At 61.8% G+C, this 22,097-nt stretch carries 20 protein-coding genes; 17 read left to right on the top strand and 3 right to left on the bottom strand.

From position 1 onward, the window contains the following. Positions 1-59 precede the first annotated feature (59 nt). On the top strand, positions 60-278 hold the full coding sequence (gene infA, locus QZ497_RS18610; RefSeq protein ID WP_002553999.1) for a translation initiation factor IF-1: 219 nt from the start codon (positions 60-62) through the stop codon (positions 276-278). Positions 279-369: 91 nt separating this feature from the next. Here infA and clpA read toward each other — a convergent pair whose 3' ends face one another. Continuing rightward, the gene (gene clpA, locus QZ497_RS18615) at positions 370-2,643 is read right to left on the bottom strand and encodes an ATP-dependent Clp protease ATP-binding subunit ClpA (RefSeq protein ID WP_295477712.1); all 2,274 of its coding nucleotides are present in this window, start codon (positions 2,641-2,643) and stop codon (positions 370-372) included. Between the two features lie 30 nt (positions 2,644-2,673). Then, a complete protein-coding gene (gene clpS / locus QZ497_RS18620) occupies positions 2,674-3,036 on the bottom strand; it encodes an ATP-dependent Clp protease adapter ClpS (protein WP_295477715.1) in 363 nt (120 codons plus the stop codon). Positions 3,037-3,272: 236 nt separating this feature from the next. Here clpS and cspD point away from each other — a divergent pair, with 236 nt between their 5' ends. After that, the gene (gene cspD, locus QZ497_RS18625; RefSeq protein WP_295477717.1) at positions 3,273-3,545 is read left to right on the top strand and encodes a cold shock domain-containing protein CspD; all 273 of its coding nucleotides are present in this window, start codon (positions 3,273-3,275) and stop codon (positions 3,543-3,545) included. Positions 3,546-3,629: 84 nt separating this feature from the next. Here the strand turns inward: cspD and icd are convergent, their stop codons facing one another. After that, entirely contained in the window at positions 3,630-4,886 is a 1,257-nt protein-coding gene (gene icd, locus QZ497_RS18630) for an NADP-dependent isocitrate dehydrogenase (RefSeq protein ID WP_295477720.1), read from the bottom strand. 456 nt (positions 4,887-5,342) lie between these two features. Between icd and QZ497_RS18635 the strand changes: the two genes are divergently transcribed. The 15 genes from QZ497_RS18635 to QZ497_RS18705 form a co-directional block, all read left to right on the top strand. After that, positions 5,343-7,568 carry an NADP-dependent isocitrate dehydrogenase gene (locus QZ497_RS18635; RefSeq protein WP_295477723.1) on the top strand — a complete coding sequence of 742 codons (2,226 nt, stop codon included), beginning with the start codon at positions 5,343-5,345 and terminating at the stop codon, positions 7,566-7,568. A gap of 169 nt (positions 7,569-7,737) precedes the next feature. Then, a complete protein-coding gene (locus QZ497_RS18640) occupies positions 7,738-8,184 on the top strand; it encodes an NUDIX hydrolase (RefSeq protein ID WP_295477726.1) in 447 nt (148 codons plus the stop codon). A gap of 60 nt (positions 8,185-8,244) precedes the next feature. Continuing rightward, a complete protein-coding gene (gene mnmA, locus QZ497_RS18645; RefSeq protein ID WP_295477729.1) occupies positions 8,245-9,378 on the top strand; it encodes a tRNA 2-thiouridine(34) synthase MnmA in 1,134 nt (377 codons plus the stop codon). Further along, positions 9,375-9,995, top strand: a complete 621-nt coding sequence (gene hflD, locus QZ497_RS18650) for a high frequency lysogenization protein HflD (protein ID WP_295477731.1) — start codon at positions 9,375-9,377, stop codon at positions 9,993-9,995. The genes mnmA and hflD overlap by 4 nt, the downstream gene beginning before the upstream one ends. A 118-nt stretch (positions 9,996-10,113) precedes the next feature. Then, positions 10,114-11,484 (top strand): adenylosuccinate lyase, encoded by a 1,371-nt coding sequence (purB, locus tag QZ497_RS18655; RefSeq protein WP_295477734.1) that lies wholly within the window; start codon positions 10,114-10,116, stop codon positions 11,482-11,484. 81 nt (positions 11,485-11,565) lie between these two features. Further along, complete coding sequence (locus tag QZ497_RS18660; RefSeq protein WP_295477737.1) at positions 11,566-12,732, top strand: cupin domain-containing protein; 1,167 nt, start codon at positions 11,566-11,568, stop codon at positions 12,730-12,732. After that, on the top strand, positions 12,725-13,150 hold the full coding sequence (locus QZ497_RS18665; RefSeq protein ID WP_295477740.1) for a GNAT family N-acetyltransferase: 426 nt from the start codon (positions 12,725-12,727) through the stop codon (positions 13,148-13,150). Before QZ497_RS18660 ends, QZ497_RS18665 begins: the two co-directional genes overlap by 8 nt. A gap of 148 nt (positions 13,151-13,298) precedes the next feature. Next, positions 13,299-14,039 (top strand): secretin N-terminal domain-containing protein, encoded by a 741-nt coding sequence (locus QZ497_RS18670; protein WP_295477743.1) that lies wholly within the window; start codon positions 13,299-13,301, stop codon positions 14,037-14,039. A 575-nt stretch (positions 14,040-14,614) separates the two neighbouring features. Beyond that, positions 14,615-15,940 carry an isocitrate lyase gene (gene aceA, locus QZ497_RS18675; protein ID WP_295477746.1) on the top strand — a complete coding sequence of 442 codons (1,326 nt, stop codon included), beginning with the start codon at positions 14,615-14,617 and terminating at the stop codon, positions 15,938-15,940. Between the two features lie 426 nt (positions 15,941-16,366). After that, positions 16,367-16,780 carry an NADH-quinone oxidoreductase subunit A gene (locus tag QZ497_RS18680; protein WP_295477749.1) on the top strand — a complete coding sequence of 138 codons (414 nt, stop codon included), beginning with the start codon at positions 16,367-16,369 and terminating at the stop codon, positions 16,778-16,780. Positions 16,781-16,790: 10 nt separating this feature from the next. Further along, a complete protein-coding gene (locus tag QZ497_RS18685; protein ID WP_295477752.1) occupies positions 16,791-17,465 on the top strand; it encodes an NADH-quinone oxidoreductase subunit B in 675 nt (224 codons plus the stop codon). Between the two features lie 71 nt (positions 17,466-17,536). After that, positions 17,537-19,318 carry an NADH-quinone oxidoreductase subunit C/D gene (gene nuoC, locus QZ497_RS18690; protein WP_295477755.1) on the top strand — a complete coding sequence of 594 codons (1,782 nt, stop codon included), beginning with the start codon at positions 17,537-17,539 and terminating at the stop codon, positions 19,316-19,318. Positions 19,319-19,320: 2 nt separating this feature from the next. Beyond that, positions 19,321-19,818 carry an NADH-quinone oxidoreductase subunit NuoE gene (gene nuoE / locus QZ497_RS18695; protein WP_295477757.1) on the top strand — a complete coding sequence of 166 codons (498 nt, stop codon included), beginning with the start codon at positions 19,321-19,323 and terminating at the stop codon, positions 19,816-19,818. Continuing rightward, positions 19,815-21,173: an NADH-quinone oxidoreductase subunit NuoF gene (gene nuoF, locus QZ497_RS18700; protein WP_295477760.1), complete on the top strand. Its 1,359-nt coding sequence runs from the start codon at positions 19,815-19,817 to the stop codon at positions 21,171-21,173. Before nuoE ends, nuoF begins: the two co-directional genes overlap by 4 nt. 146 nt (positions 21,174-21,319) lie before the next feature. After that, positions 21,320-22,097 (top strand): 2Fe-2S iron-sulfur cluster-binding protein (locus tag QZ497_RS18705; RefSeq protein WP_295477764.1); only part of this gene is annotated, 778 nt, incomplete at its 3' end.

A 22,097-nucleotide genomic window follows, 5' to 3' on the forward strand; every position in this document is an offset into this window, starting at 1 on the left:
GCTTTTGCCTGGCGCCACTTGCACCGGGCCACTCATTTGATACCCGAGGGCTTTACTGCATGTCGAAAGAAGACAGCTTCGAAATGGAAGGCACTGTCGTCGACACCCTGCCCAACACCATGTTTCGCGTGGAGTTGGAAAATGGGCACGTCGTAACCGCGCATATCTCCGGCAAGATGCGCAAGAACTACATCCGTATTCTGACCGGTGACAAGGTGCGCGTTGAACTGACGCCCTACGACCTGAGCAAAGGGCGTATCACCTACCGCGCTCGCTGATCGCGTAAGCTTCAAACGACAAAGCCCGGCAATGCCGGGCTTTGTCGTTTCTGCAGGATCGCTACCCGTCCCTTGCGGGACGGGCAGACGGTCAGGCCATTTCCGCCGTGGTTTCGAAGTCGAAGGTGATCTCGCCATCCTTGACATCGATATGCACCACACCGCCATGCTCGGACAGCTCGCCGAACAGGATCTCCTCGGCCAACGGCCGCTTGATGCGATCCTGGATGAGCCGCGCCATCGGCCGCGCGCCCATCGCCGCATCGTAACCGCCCTGGGCCAGCCAGCTGCGTGCCGCATCGGACACTTCGAGCAACACGCGCTTGTCTTCCAGTTGCGCCTGCAGTTCGGTGAGGAACTTGTCCACCACGCTCTTGATGACTTCGTGGCTGAGGCGACCGAACTGGATGATGGTATCCAGACGGTTGCGGAACTCCGGCGTGAAGCTCTTCTTGATCACTTCCATGGCATCCGAGGAGTGATCCTGCTGGGTGAAGCCAATGGAAGCCCGCGAGGCGGTTTCCGCGCCAGCGTTGGTGGTCATGATCAGGATCACATTGCGAAAGTCCGCCTTGCGCCCGTTGTTGTCGGTCAGGGTGCCGTGGTCCATGACCTGCAGCAGCAGGTTGAAGACCTCGGGGTGCGCCTTCTCGATTTCATCGAGCAGCAGTACGCAGTGCGGCTGCTTGGTGATGGCCTCGGTCAACAGGCCGCCCTGGTCGAAACCGACGTAGCCCGGAGGCGCACCGATCAGCCGCGAGACGGTATGCCGTTCCATGTACTCGGACATGTCGAAGCGCACCAGCTCGACGCCCAGCGCCTTGGCCAATTGCCGCGCCGCCTCGGTCTTGCCGACACCGGTAGGCCCGGCGAACAGGAACGAGCCGACTGGCTTGTCTGGCGACTTGAGCCCGGCGCGAGAAAGCTTGATGGCGGTAGCCAGCGAGTCGATGGCCGCATCCTGCCCGAACACGGTGAGCTTGAGGTCGCGCTCCAGATTGCGCAGCAGCTCTTTGTCGGAGCTGTTGACGTGCTTGGGCGGAATACGCGCGATCTTGGCAACGATGTCCTCGACCTGCGCCACCTCGATGCGCTTGACGCGCTGTTCGACGGGTTGCAGACGCTGGTAGGCGCCCGCCTCGTCAATGACGTCGATGGCCTTGTCGGGCATGTGCCGGTCATTGATGTAGCGCGAAGCCAGTTCGGCGGCGGCGCGTAGCGCCTCGTCGCTGTATTCGATGGCGTGGTGCTGCTCGAAACGCCCCTTGAGCCCCTTGAGGATGCCAATGGTGTCTTCCACGGAAGGCTCGGACACGTCGACCTTCTGGAAGCGCCGCGCCAGGGCACGGTCCTTCTCGAAGATGCCGCGGAATTCCTGGAAGGTGGTGGAACCTATACAGCGGATCTCACCGGAAGACAGCAGCGGCTTGAGCAGGTTGGAGGCATCCATGACGCCACCCGAGGCGGCACCGGCACCGATGATGGTGTGAATCTCGTCGATGAACAGGATGGCATGCGGCCGCTTGCGCAGCTCGTTGAGCAGCGCCTTGAAACGCTTCTCGAAGTCACCGCGGTACTTGGTGCCGGCCAGCAGCGCGCCAAGGTCCAGGGAGTACACCACGCTGCCAGCCAGCAGGTCCGGCACCTGGTTGTCGACGATACGCTTGGCCAGACCTTCGGCGATGGCGGTCTTGCCCACCCCAGCCTCACCGACCAGCAGCGGGTTGTTCTTGCGACGACGGGCGAGAATCTGCGCCACACGCTCGACTTCCTGCTCACGACCGACCAGCGGGTCGATACGCCCCTGGCGCGCCTGTTCGTTCAGGTTGCTGGCATAGGCATCCAGAGGATTGCCCGAGGAAGAAGCCTCACCGCCCTCGTCGTCCTGCATATCTTGCTCACCTTCGGAAGAGTGTTCGCCATGCCCCGGAACCTTGGAGATTCCATGAGCGATGTAGTTGACGACATCGATCCGGGCCACGCTCTGCTGCTTGAGCAGAAACACAGCCTGGCTTTCCTGTTCACTGAAGATGGCGACCAGCACGTTGGCACCGGTCACTTCACGCTTTCCGGAACTCTGCACATGGAAGACAGCGCGCTGCAGAACGCGCTGGAAGCCGAGGGTCGGCTGGGTCTCGCGATCCTCGTCGTGTACGGGGATCAGCGGCGTGGTGGAGTCGATGAACTCTTGCAAATCGTGTTTGAGCTTATCGAGGTTGGCACCGCACGCACGCAGGACGGTGGCGGCGGCTTCGTTGTCCAGCAAGGCCAGGAGAAGGTGCTCGACAGTCATGAACTCATGACGCTTGGAGCGCGCCTCCTTGAAGGCCAGATTAAGGGTGACTTCGAGCTCACGGTTTAACATAGCTTCACCTCATACCCAAGTGGTCGGCGTTTAACCGTCCTTCTCGATCTCACAGAGTAACGGATGCTGACTTTCCCTGGCGTACTGATTGACCTGCATGGCTTTGGTTTCGGCGATATCACGGGTATATAACCCACATACCGCCCGGCCTTCAGTATGAACGGTCAGCATGATCTTGGTAGCCAGCTCGCGATTCAGGTTGAAGAACACCTCCAGCACTTCGACAACGAAATCCATTGGCGTGTAGTCATCGTTGAACAACACCACCTTGTACATCGGCGGCGCCTGCAGACTCGGCCGCGCTTCCTGCACTGCCACTCCGGCTGCGTCATCCTCATGGGGACGCTGCTCGTCCTGATTGAATGTTAGTCGAATCTCGCTGATTGCATGCATGGGAAAACGTTCGTTTCGAAAAGGGGGCTGGTTGAACTAATAGCCAATGGCCGGTGTCAGATCGGCGTTGTAAAACGTACTGCCGCATGACCTTGACTATCAGCTAAACGGTGTTACAAACAATAGAGCCCACATTGGGTAAAAAGGGTCCGCGCAGTCAACCAAAATTTTTTTCAGGTATGGCGGATTGAGGTGGATGATACTCCAGACGGAGTCCTTTGCAGAGGGATATGGCTATGTTCAGTGGTAAAGTCAAGTGGTTCAATAATGCAAAAGGCTATGGATTTATCCTTGCCGACGGCCGGGATGAAGATCTGTTCGCACATTATTCAGCTATTCAAATGGATGGTTACAAGACGCTCAAAGCAGGCCAGCCGGTCAACTTCGAGATTATCCAAGGGCCCAAGGGTCTGCACGCCGTCAACATTTCGCCTGCTGCGGTGACTGCCGCCAAGGCAGCTGAGACGTCAGGCGCAGTGTCCCCCAAGACCTCCAATGTGCCAGCCTGAGGCGAACCACCACAAACGCCAGCCATGATATAGATGGCAAGCCGGTTCAGCAGTTCGAACCGGCCGTTCGGAAGACCCTCCTCGCTACATCCTCGCGATCACCTCTTCACCGAAGCCAGAGCAGGACACCTGCCGTGCGTCAGGCATCAAGCGTGCGAAATCATAGGTAACGGTTTTCGCGGCAATCGCCCCCTCCACCCCCTGCAACACCCGCCGGGCCGCTTCCCCCCATCCGAGGTGACGCAGCAGCATTTCCGCCGAGAGAATCAATGACCCTGGATTGACCTGATTCTTGCCCGCATAACGCGGCGCCGTGCCATGGGTCGCTTCGAACATCGCCACCTGATCCGACAGATTGGCGCCCGGGGCAATGCCAATACCCCCCACCTGCGCCGCCAGCGCATCAGAGAGGTAATCCCCATTGAGGTTGAGGGTGGCAATCACGTCGTAATCCGCCGGACGCAAAAGCACCTGCTGCAACATGGCATCGGCGATTACATCCTTGACCACCACCTCCCTGCCCGTCTTCGGGTTGACGAAGCGCATCCACGGCCCGCCGTCCAGCAGGGCAGCGCCGAACTCCTCGACCGCCAGCTCATAAGCCCATTCCTTGAAGGCTCCTTCGGTGAACTTCATGATGTTGCCCTTGTGGACGATGGTCAGCGAGCGACGATCCTCCTCCACCACGTAGCGCAGCGCCTTGCGTACCAGGCGGCGGGTACCCTCGCGTGAGACAGGCTTGATACCGATGCCGCAATCCTCCTCGAAGCGCAGCGAGGTGACGCCCATGTCTTGCTTCAGAAAACGGATCACCCGCCCGGCCTGCGCCGACCCCGCCGGCCATTCGATGCCCGCGTAGATGTCCTCGGCGTTTTCGCGAAAGATCACCATATCCACCGCTTCCGGCGCCTTCATCGGGCTCGGCACCCCGGTGAACCAGCGCACCGGACGCAGGCACACATAAAGGTCGAGCTGCTGGCGCAGGGCGACGTTCAACGAGCGGATGCCGCCGCCGACCGGGGTGGTCAACGGGCCCTTGATGGATACCAGGTGATGCCTCAGCGCCTCCAGCGTCTCGCTCGGCAGCCAGCTGTCGGGATCGTAGATGCGGGTGGCCTTCTCGCCGGCGTAGACCTCCATCCAGGCGATCCGTCGCTGTCCGCCGTAGGCCTTGGCCACGGCGGCATCCACGACCTTGCACATGACCGGCGTGATATCCACACCGATGCCGTCGCCTTCTATATAAGGAATGATGGGTTGATCGGGAACCTTGAGGCTGTGATCCGGGTTGGCGGTGATCCGCTCGCCGAACCCGGGCGGGGTTATCTTCGTGTATTTCATGCTGAGCTCCAATGCGTGTATGCCTGGACAGCCTGACCGCCATTGAGCCTAGTCAGGTCGGCGCGGCCTCACAAACCCAGGCGTTGGACGGCATCGGGGAACTTTTGCAAAAATCGCCGCAAGCGTTGATCCAGCGCGCTTGCTTTCAACCATGAAGGTATTGGCATGCGCCAAATCGCCGCATAGCATTAATGCTTGCGTTTCAGGGTTTGGTATACTCCGGCGTGACTGCAGAGTCATGAGACTCCGGTCAGAGGGGCCGAGGCATGCGAATACGCGACGCCCGCCCCAATTGCGTTGGGCCGCATGGTGCCCAATTGCTTGACGCTCGACTGATGCACCCACCATCACCGCGAATCAATCCCGCCCCGGCCCGCGACACTGACGCGGGTAAAGCGCCCGCCCGGCGCACCTCGGGATCTTGTGCATGCTCAGCAAAACAGAGAGTTAATACGAATGTCCAACCGCTCGAAGATCATCTACACCTTCACCGACGAAGCTCCGGCCCTCGCCACCTACTCCCTCCTGCCTATCATCGAAGCGTTCACGGCCTCCTCCGACATCGACGTCGAGACCCGTGACATTTCCCTGGCAGGTCGCGTGCTGGCCAGCTTCCCTGAGTCGCTGAACGCCGACCAGCGCATCCCGGATCATCTTGCCGAGCTGGGCAAACTGGCCACCACGCCAGAAGCCAACATCATCAAGCTGCCTAACATCAGCGCCTCGGTTCCTCAGCTGAAGGCAACCATCAAAGAGCTGCAGGACCAGGGCTACGCCATTCCAGACTACCCGGAAAACCCTGCCACCGACGCCGAGAAAGACGCCCGCGCGCGCTACGACAAGGTCAAGGGCAGCGCTGTGAACCCGGTTCTGCGTGAAGGCAACTCCGACCGCCGCGCCCCGCTGTCGGTCAAGAACTACGCGCGCAAGCACCCGCACAAGATGGGTGTCTGGACTGCCGACTCCAAGGCCCATGTCGCCCACATGAGCGGTGGCGATTTCTACGGTAGCGAGAAAGGCGCGCTGATCGCCGCCGACGATACCCTGAAGATCGAAATGATCGCCAAGGACGGTACCGCCACCGTCCTGAAAGAGAAAACTGCCGTCAAGGCGGGTGAGATCATCGACAGCTCGGTGCTGAGCAAGAAAGCCCTGCGCAGCTTCATCGCCGCCGAAATCGCCGATGCCAAGCAGCAAGGCGTGCTGTTCTCGGTGCACCTGAAAGCCACCATGATGAAAATCTCCGACCCGATCATCTTCGGCCAGATCGTCGAGGAGTTCTATCAGGACGCCCTGACCAAGCACGCCGACGTGCTCAAGGAAATCGGCTTCGACCTGAACAACGGCATCGGCGACCTGTACAACCGCCTGGGCAACCTGCCAGCTGCCAAGCAGGAAGAAATCAAGGCTGACATCCAGGCCGTCTACGCCGCTCGCCCACAACTGGCGATGGTCAACTCCGACAAGGGCATCACCAACCTGCACGTGCCGAGCGACGTGATCGTCGACGCCTCGATGCCAGCCATGATCCGTGACTCGGGCAAGATGTGGGGCACCGATGGCCAACTGCACGATGCCAAGGCCGTGATCCCGGATCGCTGCTACGCGACCATCTACCAGGCCGTGATCGAAGACTGCAAGAAGCACGGCGCCTTTGACCCAACCACCATGGGCAGCGTACCGAACGTCGGCCTGATGGCGCAGAAGGCCGAAGAATACGGCTCTCACGACAAGACCTTCCAGGCCAAGGCCGACGGCGTGGTCCGCGTCACCAACAGCAAGGGTGAAGTCCTGCTGGAGCAGAACGTCGAGACAGGCGATATCTTCCGCATGTGCCAGACCAAAGACGCCCCGATCCAGGACTGGGTCAAGCTGGCCGTCAACCGTTCCCGCGCCAGCAACACCCCGGTCATCTTCTGGCTGGACTCCGCTCGTGGCCACGACGCACTGGTGATCGACAAGGTCAAGAAATACCTGGGCGACCACGATACCTCGGGCCTGGACATCCAGATCCTCAAGCCTGTCGACGCCATGAAGGCCACCCTGGAGCGCACCCGCGCCGGCAAGGACACCATCTCGGCCACCGGTAACGTGCTGCGCGACTACCTGACCGACCTGTTCCCGATCATGGAACTGGGCACCAGCGCCAAGATGCTGTCCATCGTGCCGCTGATGAACGGCGGTGGCCTGTTCGAAACCGGCGCTGGCGGTTCGGCACCCAAGCACGTGCAGCAGTTCGTCGAAGAGAACTTCCTGCGCTGGGACTCGCTGGGCGAATTCCTGGCCCTGGCCGCCTCCCTGGAGCACCTGGGTCACGCCTACAACAATCCGAAGGCCCTGGTACTGTCCAAGACCCTGGACCAGGCCACCGGCGAGTTCCTCGACCGTAACAAGTCGCCATCGCGCAAGGTTGGTGGTATCGACAACCGTGGCAGCCACTTCTACCTGACCCTGTTCTGGGCCCAGGCCCTGGCTGCCCAGGACGAAGATGCGGCCCTCAAGGCGCAGTTCGCCCCGCTGGCCAAGACCCTGACCGACAACGAAGAGAAGATCGTTGCCGAGCTGGGCGCGGTGCAAGGCAAGCCGGTGGAAATCGGCGGCTACTACTTCGCCAAGCCGGAACTGGCCAGCAAGGCCATGCGCCCTAGCGCCACCCTCAACGCGGCCATCGCTGCGCTGTAAGGCGAAACGCTGCAACACGAAGACCCCGGCCCTCTGGCTGGGGTTTTTCGTTTCAGGACCCATATTCCGAACGGCCCGGCATTGGCTTTGACGCGCCAGTGCGCCCCGCTCTTGCAACTGGCCACTGGCGGCGCCATATAGTGCTCATCATTTCCATAAGGCTTCCTCCATGACCTGGCATGCCCATGTAACTGTCGCCACCCTTGTCGAAGACCAGGGACGCTTCCTGTTCGTCGAGGAACTGCAGAACGGCCAAGCGGTCCTCAACCAGCCCGCTGGCCACCTGGACCCGAACGAAAGCCTGCAGCGTGCCGCCGTGCGCGAAACCCTCGAAGAGACCGGCTGGGACGTCGAACTCACCGGCGTGGTCGGCATTTACCTGTACACCGCCCCGAGCAACGGCGTGACCTACCAGCGCATCTGCTTTGCCGCCAAGGCCTTGCGCCATCACCCGGAGGCCCGACTTGACGATGGGATCATCGGCCCACGCTGGCTGACCCGCGATGAACTGCTGGAGCAACGCCCACGCTGGCGCAGCGAACTGGTACTGCGCTGTGTGGATGACTACCTGCACGGCGAACGCTTCAGTCTCGAGCTGCTGCGCGACAAGGCGTGAGACGACAAAGCGCTGGCCTGATAGAATCGCGTCCTTTTCACCATAGCTGTCGAATACCCCATGCCCGATTCCACCCTTGCGAACACAGATAAACCACGCGTCATCGTCGGCATGTCCGGCGGCGTGGACTCTTCCGTTTCCGCCGTCCTGCTGCTGGAGCAGGGTTATCAGGTGGAAGGCCTGTTCATGAAGAACTGGGAAGAAGACGACGGCACCGAATACTGCACCGCCAAGGAAGATCTGGCCGACGCCCAGGCCGTGTGCGACCGTATCGGCATCAAGCTGCACACCGCCAACTTCGCCGCCGAATACTGGGACAACGTCTTCGAACACTTCCTGGAAGAATACAAGGCTGGCCGCACGCCCAACCCGGACATCCTCTGCAACCGGGAAATCAAGTTCAAGGCGTTCCTCGACTACGCCCTGAGCCTGGGCGCTGACCTGATCGCCACCGGCCATTACGTGCGCCGCCGTGACCTCGACGGGCGCAGCGAACTGCTCAAGGGCCTGGACCCCAACAAGGACCAGAGCTACTTCCTGCATGCCGTCGGCGGCGAACAGATCGCCCGCACGCTGTTCCCCGTTGGCGAACTGGAAAAGCCGCAAGTGCGCGCCATTGCCGAGAGGCACGGCCTGGCCACTGCCCGCAAGAAAGACTCCACAGGTATCTGCTTCATCGGCGAGCGTCGCTTCACCGATTTCCTGCGCCAGTACCTGCCCGCCCAACCCGGCGAGATCAAGACCACCGAGGGCGAGGTCATCGGCCGTCACGCCGGACTGATGTACCACACCATCGGCCAGCGTCAGGGCCTGGGCATCGGCGGCCTCAAGGACGCCGGTGACGAGCCGTGGTACGTCCTGGAAAAGGACCTGGAACACAATGAACTGATCGTCGGCCAAGGCAACGACCACCCTTGGCTGTTCTCCCGTGCGTTGCTGGCCTCGCAGATCTTCTGGGTCAACCCCGTCGACCTTTCCACCCCGCGCCGCCTGACCGCCAAGGTCCGCTACCGCCAGGCTGACCAGGCCTGCACCCTGGAACAGACGGCGGACGGCTACCGCGCCGTGTTCGACGAGCCGCAGCGCGCCGTGACCCCGGGCCAGTCAGTGGTGTTCTACGACGGCGAAATCTGCCTGGGTGGCGGCGTGATCGAAGTGGCCGAACCCTGGAGCAGCAAGGATATGGCGCGATGAACCGCATGCAGGAACAACTGACCGCTCTGGGCGGTGTCTTTCAGACCGCCGTGCTGGTCGACCGTATCGCCAAGACCGGCCAGGTGGCCGAAGCGGACCTGGGCTGCATGCTTGGCAGCCTGCTGGTGCTCAACCCCAAGGACACCCTGGATGTGTATGGCGGCAACGACCAGCACCTGCGCGAAGGCTACCGCGCCCTGGCCAGCGCCCTGGAGCGTGACCCCGGCACGCTGCAGCGCGAGCCGCTGCGCTATGCCCTGGCGATGCTCGGCCTGGAGCGCCAGCTGGCCAAACGTGACGACATGCTCGAAGTGATCGGCCGGCGCCTGCCGCAGATCCAGTCGCAGGTGGAGCATTTCGGCATCACCCACGAGAACGTCATCGCCGCTACCGGCGCCCTCTATCAGGACACCCTGAGCACCCTGCGCCAGCGCATCCAGGTGCACGGCGACATGCGCAACCTGCAGCAACCCAGCAACGCGTCGCGCATTCGCGGCCTGCTGCTCGCCGGTATCCGCTCGGCACGCCTGTGGCGACAAGTTGGCGGTCACCGCTGGCAGCTGGTGTTCAGCCGCCGCAAGCTGCTGAATGAACTCTATACCCTGATGCACGGCTGAAGCGCCGCGCATCCACTCCCCCGCGACGCACTCTACGCTGGTCAGTCCGCTCCAGACGAGCGGCGTTTTCGTGTATGATGTGCGCCCTTTTCACAGCCAGACTGTCCGAGAGCACCCCATGCAGCTTTCTTCGCTCACCGCGGTTTCCCCTGTAGACGGCCGCTATGCCGGCAAAACCCAGGCCCTGCGCCCCATCTTCAGCGAGTACGGCCTGATCCGTTTCCGCGTCATGGTGGAAGTACGCTGGCTGCAACGCCTGGCCGCTCACCCGCAGATCGCCGAAGTCCCGGCCTTCTCCGCCGAAGCCAACGCGATTCTCGACACCCTGGCCAGCGACTTCTCGATCGAGCACGCCGAACGCGTCAAGGAAATCGAGCGCACCACCAACCACGACGTAAAAGCCGTGGAATACCTGCTCAAGGAGCAGGCCGCCAAGCTGCCTGAACTGAACAAGGTCAGTGAGTTCATCCACTTCGCCTGCACCAGCGAAGACATCAACAACCTGTCCCACGCCCTGATGCTGCGCGAAGGCCGCGACCAGGTCGTGCTGCCGCTGATGCGCCAGATCGCCGACGCCATCCGTGAACTGGCACAGCGCTTCGCCGGCGTGCCAATGCTGTCGCGCACCCACGGCCAGCCCGCTTCGCCGACCACCCTCGGCAAGGAACTGGCCAACGTCGTCTACCGCCTGGAGCGGCAGATCGCCCAGGTCGCAGCCGTGCCACTGCTGGGCAAGATCAACGGCGCCGTAGGCAACTACAACGCCCACCTGTCGGCCTATCCGGACATCGACTGGGAAGCCAACGCACGCACCTTCATCGAAGACGAGCTGGGCCTGGTGTTCAACCCCTACACCACGCAGATCGAGCCGCACGACTACATCGCCGAGCTGTTCGACGCCATTGCGCGCTTCAACACCATCCTCATCGACTTCGACCGCGATATCTGGGGCTACATCTCCCTGGGTTACTTCAAGCAGAAGACCATCGCGGGCGAGATCGGCTCTTCGACCATGCCGCACAAGGTCAACCCGATCGACTTCGAGAACTCCGAAGGCAACCTGGGTATCGCCAACGCCCTGTTCCAGCATCTGGCCAGCAAGCTGCCGATCTCCCGCTGGCAGCGCGACCTGACCGACTCCACCGTGCTGCGCAACCTGGGCGTGGGCTTTGCCCACAGCGTCATCGCCTACGAAGCCAGCCTCAAGGGTATCGGCAAGCTGGAGCTGAACGAACAGCGCATCGCCGCCGACCTGGACGCCTGCTGGGAAGTCCTCGCCGAGCCGATCCAGACCGTCATGCGTCGCTACAACATCGAGAACCCCTACGAGAAGCTCAAGGAGCTGACCCGTGGCAAGGGCATCAGTCCTGAAGCACTGCTGACCTTCATCGATGGCCTGGACATGCCGGCACAAGCCAAGGCCGAGCTCAAGCAGCTTACTCCAGCCAACTACATCGGTAATGCCGTGGCTCAGGCCAAACGCATCTGACCTGCGCCCAGCGAACAACGCCCGGCCCAGCCGGGCGTTTTTATTCGCGAACCAAAATCACCATATTTCAATGGGTTGAACATGAATCCTGATACACCTCTGCAACTTCTCGGCGGCATCAGCGCGCGCACCTTCCTTCGCGACTACTGGCAGAAGAAACCCCTGCTGATCCGCCAGGCCATCGCTGACTTCCAGAGCCCCATCGAGCCCGACGAACTGGCCGGCCTGGCATTGGAAGAAGAAGTCGAGTCGCGCCTGGTCATCGAAAATGGCGAGCGCCCCTGGGAACTGCGCCGCGGCCCGTTCGCCGAGGACGAGTTCAGCAAGCTGCCAGAGCGCGACTGGACCCTGCTGGTGCAGTCGGTCGACCAGTTCGTACCGGAAGTCGCCGAACTGCTGGAGCACTTCCGCTTCCTGCCCAGCTGGCGCATCGATGACGTGATGATCAGCTACGCCGCGCCTGGCGGCAGCGTCGGCCCGCACTTCGACAACTACGATGTGTTCCTGCTGCAAGGCCACGGCAAGCGCCGCTGGAAGATCGGCCAGATGTGCGACTCCGACAGCGCGCTGATCAAGCACGCCGACCTGCGCATCCTGGCCGAGTTCGAAGGCAGCGAAGAGTGGGTCCTGGAGCCGGGCGACATGCTCTACCTGCCACCGCGCCTGGCCCACTGGGGCGTGGCCGAAGATGACTGCCTGACCTACTCGGTGGGCTTCCGCGCGCCGAGCGCGGCCGAAGTGCTGACTCACTTCACCGACTTCCTCAGCCAGTTCATTCCTGACGAAGAGCGCTACACGGACGCCGGCCTGGAGCCAGCCGCCGACCCGCACCAGATCCAGCATGACGCGCTGGACCGTCTCAAGGGCCTGCTCGCCGAGCATATGGGCGACGAGCGCCTGCTGCTGACCTGGTTCGGCCAGTTCATGACCGAGCCACGCTACCCGGAACTGGTCAGCGGCGAAGAACTGGAAGAAGCCGATTTGCTGGACAGCTTGGAGCAAGGTGCCATCATTATCCGTAACCCCAGCGCGCGCCTGGCCTGGTCGAACGTCGATGACGACCTGCTACTTTTTGCCAGTGGCCAGAGCCGCCTGCTGCCGGGCAAGCTGCGTGAACTGCTGAAGCTGATTTGCGCGGCCGATGCCCTGCACATCGAGAACCTCGGCCCATGGCTGGCCGATGAAGACGGCCGCACGCTGGTTTGCGAACTGATCAAACAGGGAAGCCTGGGATTTGCCGATGAATAACATCAGCGTATCGGTTGCTGACTGGCAAAAGGAAAACGCCGCGATCCGGCGTATCCGCGACAGCGTCTTCGTCGCTGAACAGTCGGTGCCGCCGGAGCTGGAATGGGATGCCGAGGATTCGGATGCGGTGCACTTCCTGGCCTGCGAGGGTGACTACCCGATCGGAACGGCACGCCTGCTGCCCGATGGCGAGATCGGACGCCTGTCGGTGCTCAAGGACTGGCGCGGCATGAAGGTCGGCGAGGCGCTGCTTGGCAGTGTCCTGGCGGAAGCCGAGAAACGCGGCCTCAAGCAACAGAAGCTGAGCGCCCAGGTGCATGCCGCGCCGTTCTATGAGCGGTTCGGTTTTCGCGTGGTCAGCGACGAGTTCCTCGAGGCCGGCCTACCCCATGTCGACATGCTGCGCGAAGTGGGCTAGCCACCACTTGAGCCGGGATACTTTTCGCAGCTGATGCTGCTCCATCAGCCCATGAACGCCTTGGTGATGCCGATCACCAGGGCGTTTTGCTATTGGCAGGCAAAGTGGCACACTCAGGGCTTGCGCACGGACCTTGCGGAGAAAGGACATGTTAGTACGCCCCCTGCTGACCTCGCTGCTGCTGGCCTTGAGTGCCAATGCCCTGGCAGCCACCGAAGTGGTACCGCTGAACTACCGCACCAGCGACGAAATGCTGCCTGTGGCCCGCGACTTCATCGGCCAGGATGGCTCGGTCAAGGCCTACGGCAACCAGTTGATCGTTACCGCCGAGTCACGCCGCATCGAGGAGTTGCGCGCCCTGCTGAGCCAGCTCGATGTCGCCGCCCGACGCTTGCTGATCAGCGTCGACACCAGCGATAACGCCGCCCAGAGCGGCAACGGTGTCAATCGCGGGCGGGTCATCAACTACGGCACCGCGAGCCGCGAAGGCGGCGTTCAGCAGGTGCAGACCAGCGAAGGCAGCCCCGCCCTGATCCAGGTCGGCCAAAGCGTGCCGCTGACCACCTCGCGCACTGACAGCTACGGCTATTCACAAAGCGAAACCCAGTACCGCAACGTCACCCAGGGCTTCTATGTCACCGCCAGCGTGACCGGCGACATCGTACACCTGAGCATCAGCACCAATCGCGACCGACTGAGCCAGGAACGTCCGGATACCATTAAGGTGCAGAGCACCGACAGCAAGGTCAGCGGTCGACTGGGCGAATGGATCACCGTGGCGGGCAACAGCAGCCAGTCCATCGCCGACCATCAGGGCAACGCCCAGTACTACTCCACCCAGGGTCGTGACGACATGCTGCTGCGCGTCAAGGTGGAAACCCTGGACTGACGGGGACCACCCGCAAACCCCGAACCCACGGGCCTTTTCGTGACTCGCCGGTCGTATTAGACCAAAGATGTAGTGGACTGAAATATTCACTACAAAACGTTTGACGCCCCTAAAAGCCCACGGCATGATGGCCTCGCTCCCGCTGATCAGAGGCCTGTGCAATGCCTCCGCAGCGTGCCCTGCACCACCGCCAGGGCCGTTGCGTGTCCTGATCGCCCAAAAGGCGGCCTGACGAGATTGCGACTGGAACGAAGTTGTCCCGAGGGACGGTAGCCCTGTTCGGCAGTCAGGCGAAAATGTAGTGGACCAAGCGCCGCGCAACACAGGTGCATGCAACCGCGAACACGCCCAAGCCCGCTCGTCACCACGAGCCATTCGTTCATCCGTCGCAATCCGACGCACACGCGGTTCGCCGCACGTTTCACCGATCAGTGAGCAGCCATTGAGAGTGCCTTCGATAAACGAGGCGTTTTGGCGGAGCAGGACACTCCAACCGCATCAGGTCGCGGAAACGCCGGGCGCCATGGGCGCAGCGTTTCACCCCCTGTAAAACCCAGGAAATGAGGTTTATCAACATGGCACTGACACGCGAACAACAAATAGCGGCTCTCGAAAAAGACTGGGCTGAAAATCCGCGCTGGAAAAACGTGACCCGAACCTACTCTGCTGCTGATGTCGTCCGCCTGCGTGGCTCGGTTCAACCGGAGCACACCTTCGCGAAGATGGGTGCAGAAAAGTTGTGGAAGCTGGTCACCCAGGGTGCCCGCCCGTCTTTCCGTCCCGACAAGGACTTCGTCAACTGCATGGGCGCCCTGACCGGTGGCCAGGCCGTGCAGCAGGTGAAGGCCGGCATTCAGGCCATCTACCTGTCCGGCTGGCAAGTGGCCGCCGACAACAACTCGGCCGAATCCATGTATCCCGACCAGTCCCTGTATCCGGTCGACTCCGTGCCCACCGTGGTGCGCCGGATCAACAACGCCTTCAGCCGCGCCGACCAGATTCAGTGGAAAGCCGGCAAGAACCCGGGTGATGAGGGCTATATCGACTATTTCGCGCCCATCGTGGCTGACGCCGAAGCCGGCTTCGGCGGCGTGCTCAATGCCTATGAACTGATGAAAAGCATGATCGAGGCCGGCGCTGCGGGTGTCCACTTCGAAGACCAGCTCGCCTCGGTGAAGAAATGCGGGCACATGGGCGGCAAGGTGCTGGTGCCCACTCAGGAGGCGGTGCAGAAACTGGTCGCTGCTCGGCTGGCCGCCGACGTCGCTGGCGTGCCGACCATCATCCTGGCGCGTACCGATGCCAACGCGGCCGACCTGCTGACCTCCGACTGCGACCCCTATGACCAGCCGTTCGTCACCGGCGCACGCACCCAGGAGGGTTTCTACAAAGTGCGCGCCGGCCTCGACCAGGCCATTGCCCGAGGCCTGGCCTACGCGCCCTACGCCGACCTGATCTGGTGCGAGACCGCCAAGCCGGACCTCGACGAGGCGCGTCGCTTCGCCGAGGCGATCAAGAAGGAATACCCGGACCAGCTGCTGTCGTACAACTGCTCGCCATCGTTCAACTGGAAGAAGAATCTCGACGATGCCACGATCGCCAAGTTCCAGCGCGAGTTGTCCGCCATGGGCTACAAGCACCAGTTCATCACCCTGGCCGGCATCCATAACATGTGGCACGGCATGTTCAGCCTGGCGCACGACTACGCCCGCAACGACATGACGGCCTATGTAAAGCTGCAGGAACAGGAGTTCGCCGATGCCGCCAAGGGCTATACCTTCGTGGCGCACCAGCAAGAAGTCGGTACCGGCTACTTCGACGACATGACCACGGTGATTCAGGGCGGCAGTTCGTCGGTGACCGCGCTGACCGGCTCGACCGAGCAGGAACAGTTCCACTGACAACGCCACGACAGGCCGCCCCTTGGGGGCGGCTTGTTTAGTTACCTCTCTATTGACTCCAGACAAGTAACGCCACACGAAAGATGCTACTTGTGTCACAGTAAGCGCATCAACATCCTCACGCGCACGAATGAAACAGACTAACGAATGAAATCAATTATCATTATCGTTTTCTGTTTTTGTTTTTCCAAGAAAGAAGAATACTTGACCAAAACGCTGGAGATGCACGGTTTACGTGGGCTGCGGCGGGCTAAGAGGGTTTTGTGCGACCAACCGGTCGAATAATTTTTATGTAGAAAATTTACTTGCCATCTGTTTGCACATAAAATCGCTTTTATTGATTTCGCTGCGACATTTCGTCACTGCCTACATTTCTCCAAAAATTTCAAACTCAGAGTCTCCGTACTCTGACTAAGGATTGCCAGCATGTCCGAATCGACCGGTCTGATTGCCCACAACTGGGGCTTCGCCATCTTCCTTTTGGGCGTCGTCGGCCTCTGTGCCTTCATGCTGGGTCTGTCCAGCCTCCTCGGCAGCCGTGCCTGGGGCCGCAGCAAGAACGAACCTTTCGAGTCCGGCATGCTGCCTACCGGCAGCGCACGCCTGCGACTCTCCGCAAAATTCTATCTGGTCGCGATGCTGTTCGTGATCTTCGATATCGAAGCCCTCTTTCTCTTTGCCTGGTCTGTGTCCGTCCGCGAAAGCGGCTGGGCCGGCTTTGTCGAAGCTCTCGTTTTCATAGCAATTCTGTTGGCTGGTCTTGTCTACCTGTGGCGGGTGGGGGCGCTCGATTGGGCACCCGAAGGTCGCCGTAACCGGCAGGCGAAGCTAAAACAATGAGGCTTTGGCAATGCAATACAATCTCACCAGGATCGACCCGGATGCTCCTAACGAGCAGTATCCAATCGGCGAACGTAAAACCGTAGCCGACCCTCTCGAGGACCAGGTCCACAAGAACATCTTCATGGGCAAGCTCGAAGATGTGCTCAGCAATGCCGTCAACTGGGGTCGCAAGAACTCCCTGTGGCCGTATAACTTCGGCCTGTCGTGCTGCTATGTGGAAATGACCACCGCCTTCACGGCGCCCCACGACATCGCGCGCTTTGGCGCCGAGGTTATCCGGGCATCGCCGCGTCAGGCGGACTTCATGGTCATCGCCGGCACCTGCTTCATCAAGATGGCTCCGATCATCCAGCGTCTCTACGAGCAAATGCTCGAACCCAAGTGGGTCATTTCCATGGGCTCGTGCGCTAACTCCGGCGGCATGTACGACATCTACTCCGTGGTGCAGGGCGTGGACAAGTTCCTCCCTGTGGACGTCTACGTGCCCGGCTGCCCGCCCCGCCCCGAAGCGTTCCTGCAAGGCCTGATGCTGCTGCAGGAATCCATCGGCAAGGAGCGGCGCCCGCTTTCCTGGGTCGTCGGCGATCAAGGCATCTACCGTGCCGAAATGCCGTCGACCAAGGTGGAGCGCCGCGAACAGCGCATTCAGGTCACCAACCTGCGCAGCCCCGACGAAGTCTGATACGCCCCGTTCGGCCGCAACAAGGCAAGAACGGGGTCGACTCTGTACGTTGACCGAAGTGATCGAGACCTATGACTGCAGACACCGCTCTGTACATCCCGCCGTACAAGGCTGACGACCAAGATGTCGTCAACGAACTGAATTCCCGCTTCGGCGCCGAGGCCTTCACGGCTCAGTCGACCCGCACCGGCATGCCGGTGCTGTGGGTCGAGCGCGCCCGGCTGATCGAAGTACTGACTTTCCTGCGCAACGTCGCCAAGCCCTACTCCATGCTCTACGACCTGCATGGTGTGGACGAACGCCTGCGCACCCATCGTCGCGGCCTGCCCGGTGCCGACTTCACGGTGTTCTACCACCTGATGTCGATCGAGCGTAATAGTGACGTAATGATCAAGGTCGCGTTGTCCGAAAGCGACCTCAGCGTACCTACCGTGACCGGTATCTGGCCGAACGCCAACTGGTACGAACGCGAAGTCTGGGACATGTTCGGCATCGACTTCCCGGGCCACCCGCACCTGTCGCGCATCATGATGCCGCCGACCTGGGAAGGTCACCCGCTGCGCAAGGACTTCCCGGCCCGCGCCACCGAATTCGACCCGTTCAGCCTCAACCTCGCCAAACAGCAGCTCGAGGAAGAAGCCGCACGCTTCAACCCAGAAGACTGGGGCATGAAGCGCTCGGGCGCGAACGAGGACTACATGTTCCTCAACCTCGGCCCCAACCACCCTTCTGCGCACGGTGCCTTCCGTATCGTCCTGCAGCTCGACGGTGAAGAGATCGTCGACTGCGTACCGGACATCGGCTATCACCACCGCGGCGCCGAGAAGATGGGCGAGCGGCAGTCCTGGCACAGCTACATCCCCTACACCGATCGCATCGACTACCTGGGCGGGGTGATGAACAACCTGCCCTACGTGCTGGCGGTCGAGAAGCTGGCTGGCATCAAGGTGCCGGACCGCGTCAACACCATCCGCGTGATGATGGCCGAGTTCTTCCGCATCACCAGCCACCTGCTGTTCCTGGGTACCTACATCCAGGACGTCGGCGCCATGACCCCGGTGTTCTTTACCTTCACTGACCGTCAGCGTGCCTACACCGTGATCGAGGCGATCACCGGTTTCCGCCTGCACCCGGCCTGGTACCGCATCGGTGGCGTGGCTCACGACCTGCCACGCGGCTGGGAGAAGCTGGTCAAGGACTTCGTCGAATGGCTGCCAAAGCGCCTCGACGAGTACACCACGGCGGCACTGAAGAACAGCATCCTCAAGGGCCGTACCATCGGCGTTGCCGCCTACAACACCAAGGAAGCCCTGGAATGGGGCGTCACGGGTGCCGGCCTGCGTTCCACCGGCTGCGATTTCGACCTGCGCAAGGCGCGTCCGTACTCCGGCTACGAGAACTTCGAATTCGAGGTTCCGCTGGGTCATAACGGCGACGCCTACGACCGCTGCATGGTCCGCGTCGAGGAGATGCGCCAGAGTATCCGCATCATCGACCAGTGCCTGCGCAACATGCCCGAGGGGCCGTACAAGGCGGATCACCCGCTGACCACGCCGCCACCGAAGGAGCGCACCCTGCAGCACATCGAAACCTTGATCACCCACTTCCTGCAGGTTTCCTGGGGCCCGGTCATGCCGGCCAACGAATCCCTGCAGATGATCGAAGCGACCAAGGGTATCAACAGCTATTACCTGACGAGCGACGGCGGCACCATGAGCTACCGTACCCGGATCCGCACTCCGAGCTATCCGCACCTGCAGCAGATCCCTTCGGTGATCCGCGGCAGCATGGTCGCGGACCTCATTGCGTACCTGGGTAGTATCGACTTCGTTATGGCCGACGTGGACCGCTAAGCATGAACAGCCCACTTATCCAGACAGACCGTTTCGTTCTCAGCGAAACCGAGCGCTCGGCCATCGAGCACGAGATGCATCACTACGAGGACCCGCGCGCGGCGTCCATCGAAGCCCTGAAGATCGTCCAGAAAGAGCGTGGCTGGGTGCCGGACGGCGCCATCTACGCCATCAGCGAGGTACTGGGCATTCCGGCCAGCGATGTCGAAGGCGTAGCCACCTTCTACAGCCAGATCTTCCGCCAGCCGGTCGGTCGCCACATCATCCGTGTATGCAACAGCATGGTGTGCTTCATCGGCGGCCACGAGTCGATCGTCGAAGAGATCAAGAGCTCCCTGGGCATCGGCCTGGGCCAGACCACCGCCGACGGCCGCTTCACCCTGCTGCCGGTGTGCTGCCTGGGCAACTGCGACAAGGCGCCGGCCGTGATGGTCGACGACGACACCTTCGGCAACGTCGAACCCGGTGGCGTTGCCAAGATGCTGGAGGCTTACTCATGACCCTGACTTCCTTCGGCCCGGCCAACCGCATCACGCGCACGGCCGAGACTCATCCGCTGACCTGGCGCCTGCGTGACGACGGCGAGCCGGTATGGCTCGACGAATACCAGCAAAAGGACGGCTACGCGGCCGCACGCAAGGCCCTGACCCAGCAGTCGCCCGACGACATCGTGCAGTCCGTCAAGGACTCCGGCCTCAAGGGCCGTGGCGGCGCCGGCTTCCCCACCGGGGTGAAGTGGGGCCTGATGCCCAAGGACGAGTCCCTAAACATCCGCTACCTGCTGTGCAACGCGGACGAGATGGAACCCAACACCTGGAAAGACCGCATGCTGATGGAGCAACTGCCCCATCTGCTGATCGAAGGCATGCTGATCAGCGCCCGTGCGCTGAAAGCCTACCGCGGCTACATCTTCCTGCGCGGCGAATACGTCACCGCGGCCCGCCACCTCAACCGTGCGGTCGAGGAAGCCAAGGCCGCCGGCCTGCTGGGCAAGAACATCCTCGGCAGCGGCTTCGACTTCGAGCTGTTCGTCCACACCGGTGCGGGGCGCTACATCTGCGGTGAAGAAACCGCACTGATCAACTCCCTGGAAGGTCGCCGCGCCAACCCGCGCTCCAAGCCGCCCTTCCCTGCCGCCGTCGGCGTGTGGGGCAAGCCGACCTGCGTGAACAACGTTGAGACGCTGTGCAACGTGCCGGCCATCGTCAACAACGGCAACGACTGGTACAAGTCGCTGGCCCGTGAAGGCAGCGAAGACCACGGCACCAAGCTGATGGGCTTCTCCGGCAAGGTCAAGAACCCCGGCCTGTGGGAACTGCCGTTCGGCGTGACCGCCCGCGAGCTGTTCGAAGACTACGCCGGTGGCATGCGCGACGGCTTCAAGCTCAAGTGCTGGCAGCCTGGCGGCGCCGGTACCGGCTTCCTGCTCCCGGAGCACCTGGATGCGCAGATGTACGCCGGCGGCATCGCCAAGGTCGGCACGCGTATGGGTACTGGCCTGGCCATGGCGGTCGATGACAAGGTCAACATGGTTTCGCTGCTGCGCAACATGGAAGAGTTCTTCGCCCAGGAATCCTGTGGTTTCTGCACTCCATGCCGCGACGGCCTGCCGTGGAGCGTGAAGATGCTCCGCGCCCTGGAGAAAGGCCAGGGGCGTGCCGAGGACATCGAGACCCTGCTGGGTCTGGTCAACTTCCTCGGCCCTGGCCGCACCTTCTGCGCCCACGCACCGGGCGCCGTCGAGCCACTGGGCAGCGCGATCAAATACTTCAGGTCGGAATTCGAGGCCGGCGTCGCGCCATCCAGCGCGGGCCTGCCCATCCCCGGCAAGATCCCGACCAGCGTCGGGGCATAAAAAGACTGACCGGTCGGTAATGCCCCGCATTACCGACCCGTACCGGCTGACGCCGCCCCTGTCACGACAGGGGCCGTGCGAAGCGGGTACCACCGGATTCCATTAGCCACGCCCGCTGACAACGGGCCAACGAAGAACTTTGAACCATGGCCACTATCCACGTAGACGGCAAAGCGCTCGAAGTCAACGGTGCGGACAACCTGCTGCAGGCTTGTCTGTCACTGGGCCTCGACATCCCTTACTTCTGCTGGCACCCCGCGCTTGGCAGCGTCGGTGCCTGTCGCCAGTGCGCGGTCAAGCAGTACAACGACGAGAACGACACCCGTGGTCGTATCGTCATGTCCTGCATGACCCCTGCCACCGACAACACCTGGATCTCCATCGACGATGAAGAGTCCAAGGCCTTCCGCGCCAGTGTCGTGGAATGGCTGATGACCAACCACCCGCACGACTGCCCGGTGTGCGAGGAAGGCGGTCACTGCCACCTGCAGGACATGACGGTGATGACCGGCCACAACGAGCGCCGTTATCGCTTCACCAAGCGTACCCACCAGAACCAGGACCTGGGGCCGTTCATCGCACACGAGATGAACCGCTGCATCGCCTGCTACCGCTGCGTGCGCTACTACAAGGACTACGCCGGTGGTACCGACCTGGGCGTCTACGGTGCACACGACAACGTGTACTTCGGCCGCGTCGAGGACGGCGTGCTGGAGAGCGAGTTCTCCGGCAACCTGACCGAGGTCTGCCCGACCGGTGTGTTCACCGACAAGACCCACTCCGAGCGCTACAACCGCAAATGGGACATGCAGTTCGCCCCGAGCATCTGCCACGGCTGCTCCAGCGGCTGCAACATCAGCCCGGGTGAGCGCTACGGCGAACTGCGCCGGGTCGAAAACCGCTTCAACGGTTCGGTCAACCAGT

The organism is uncultured Pseudomonas sp. (genome assembly GCF_913777995.1).
Classification (GTDB): Bacteria; Pseudomonadota; Gammaproteobacteria; order Pseudomonadales; family Pseudomonadaceae; genus Aquipseudomonas.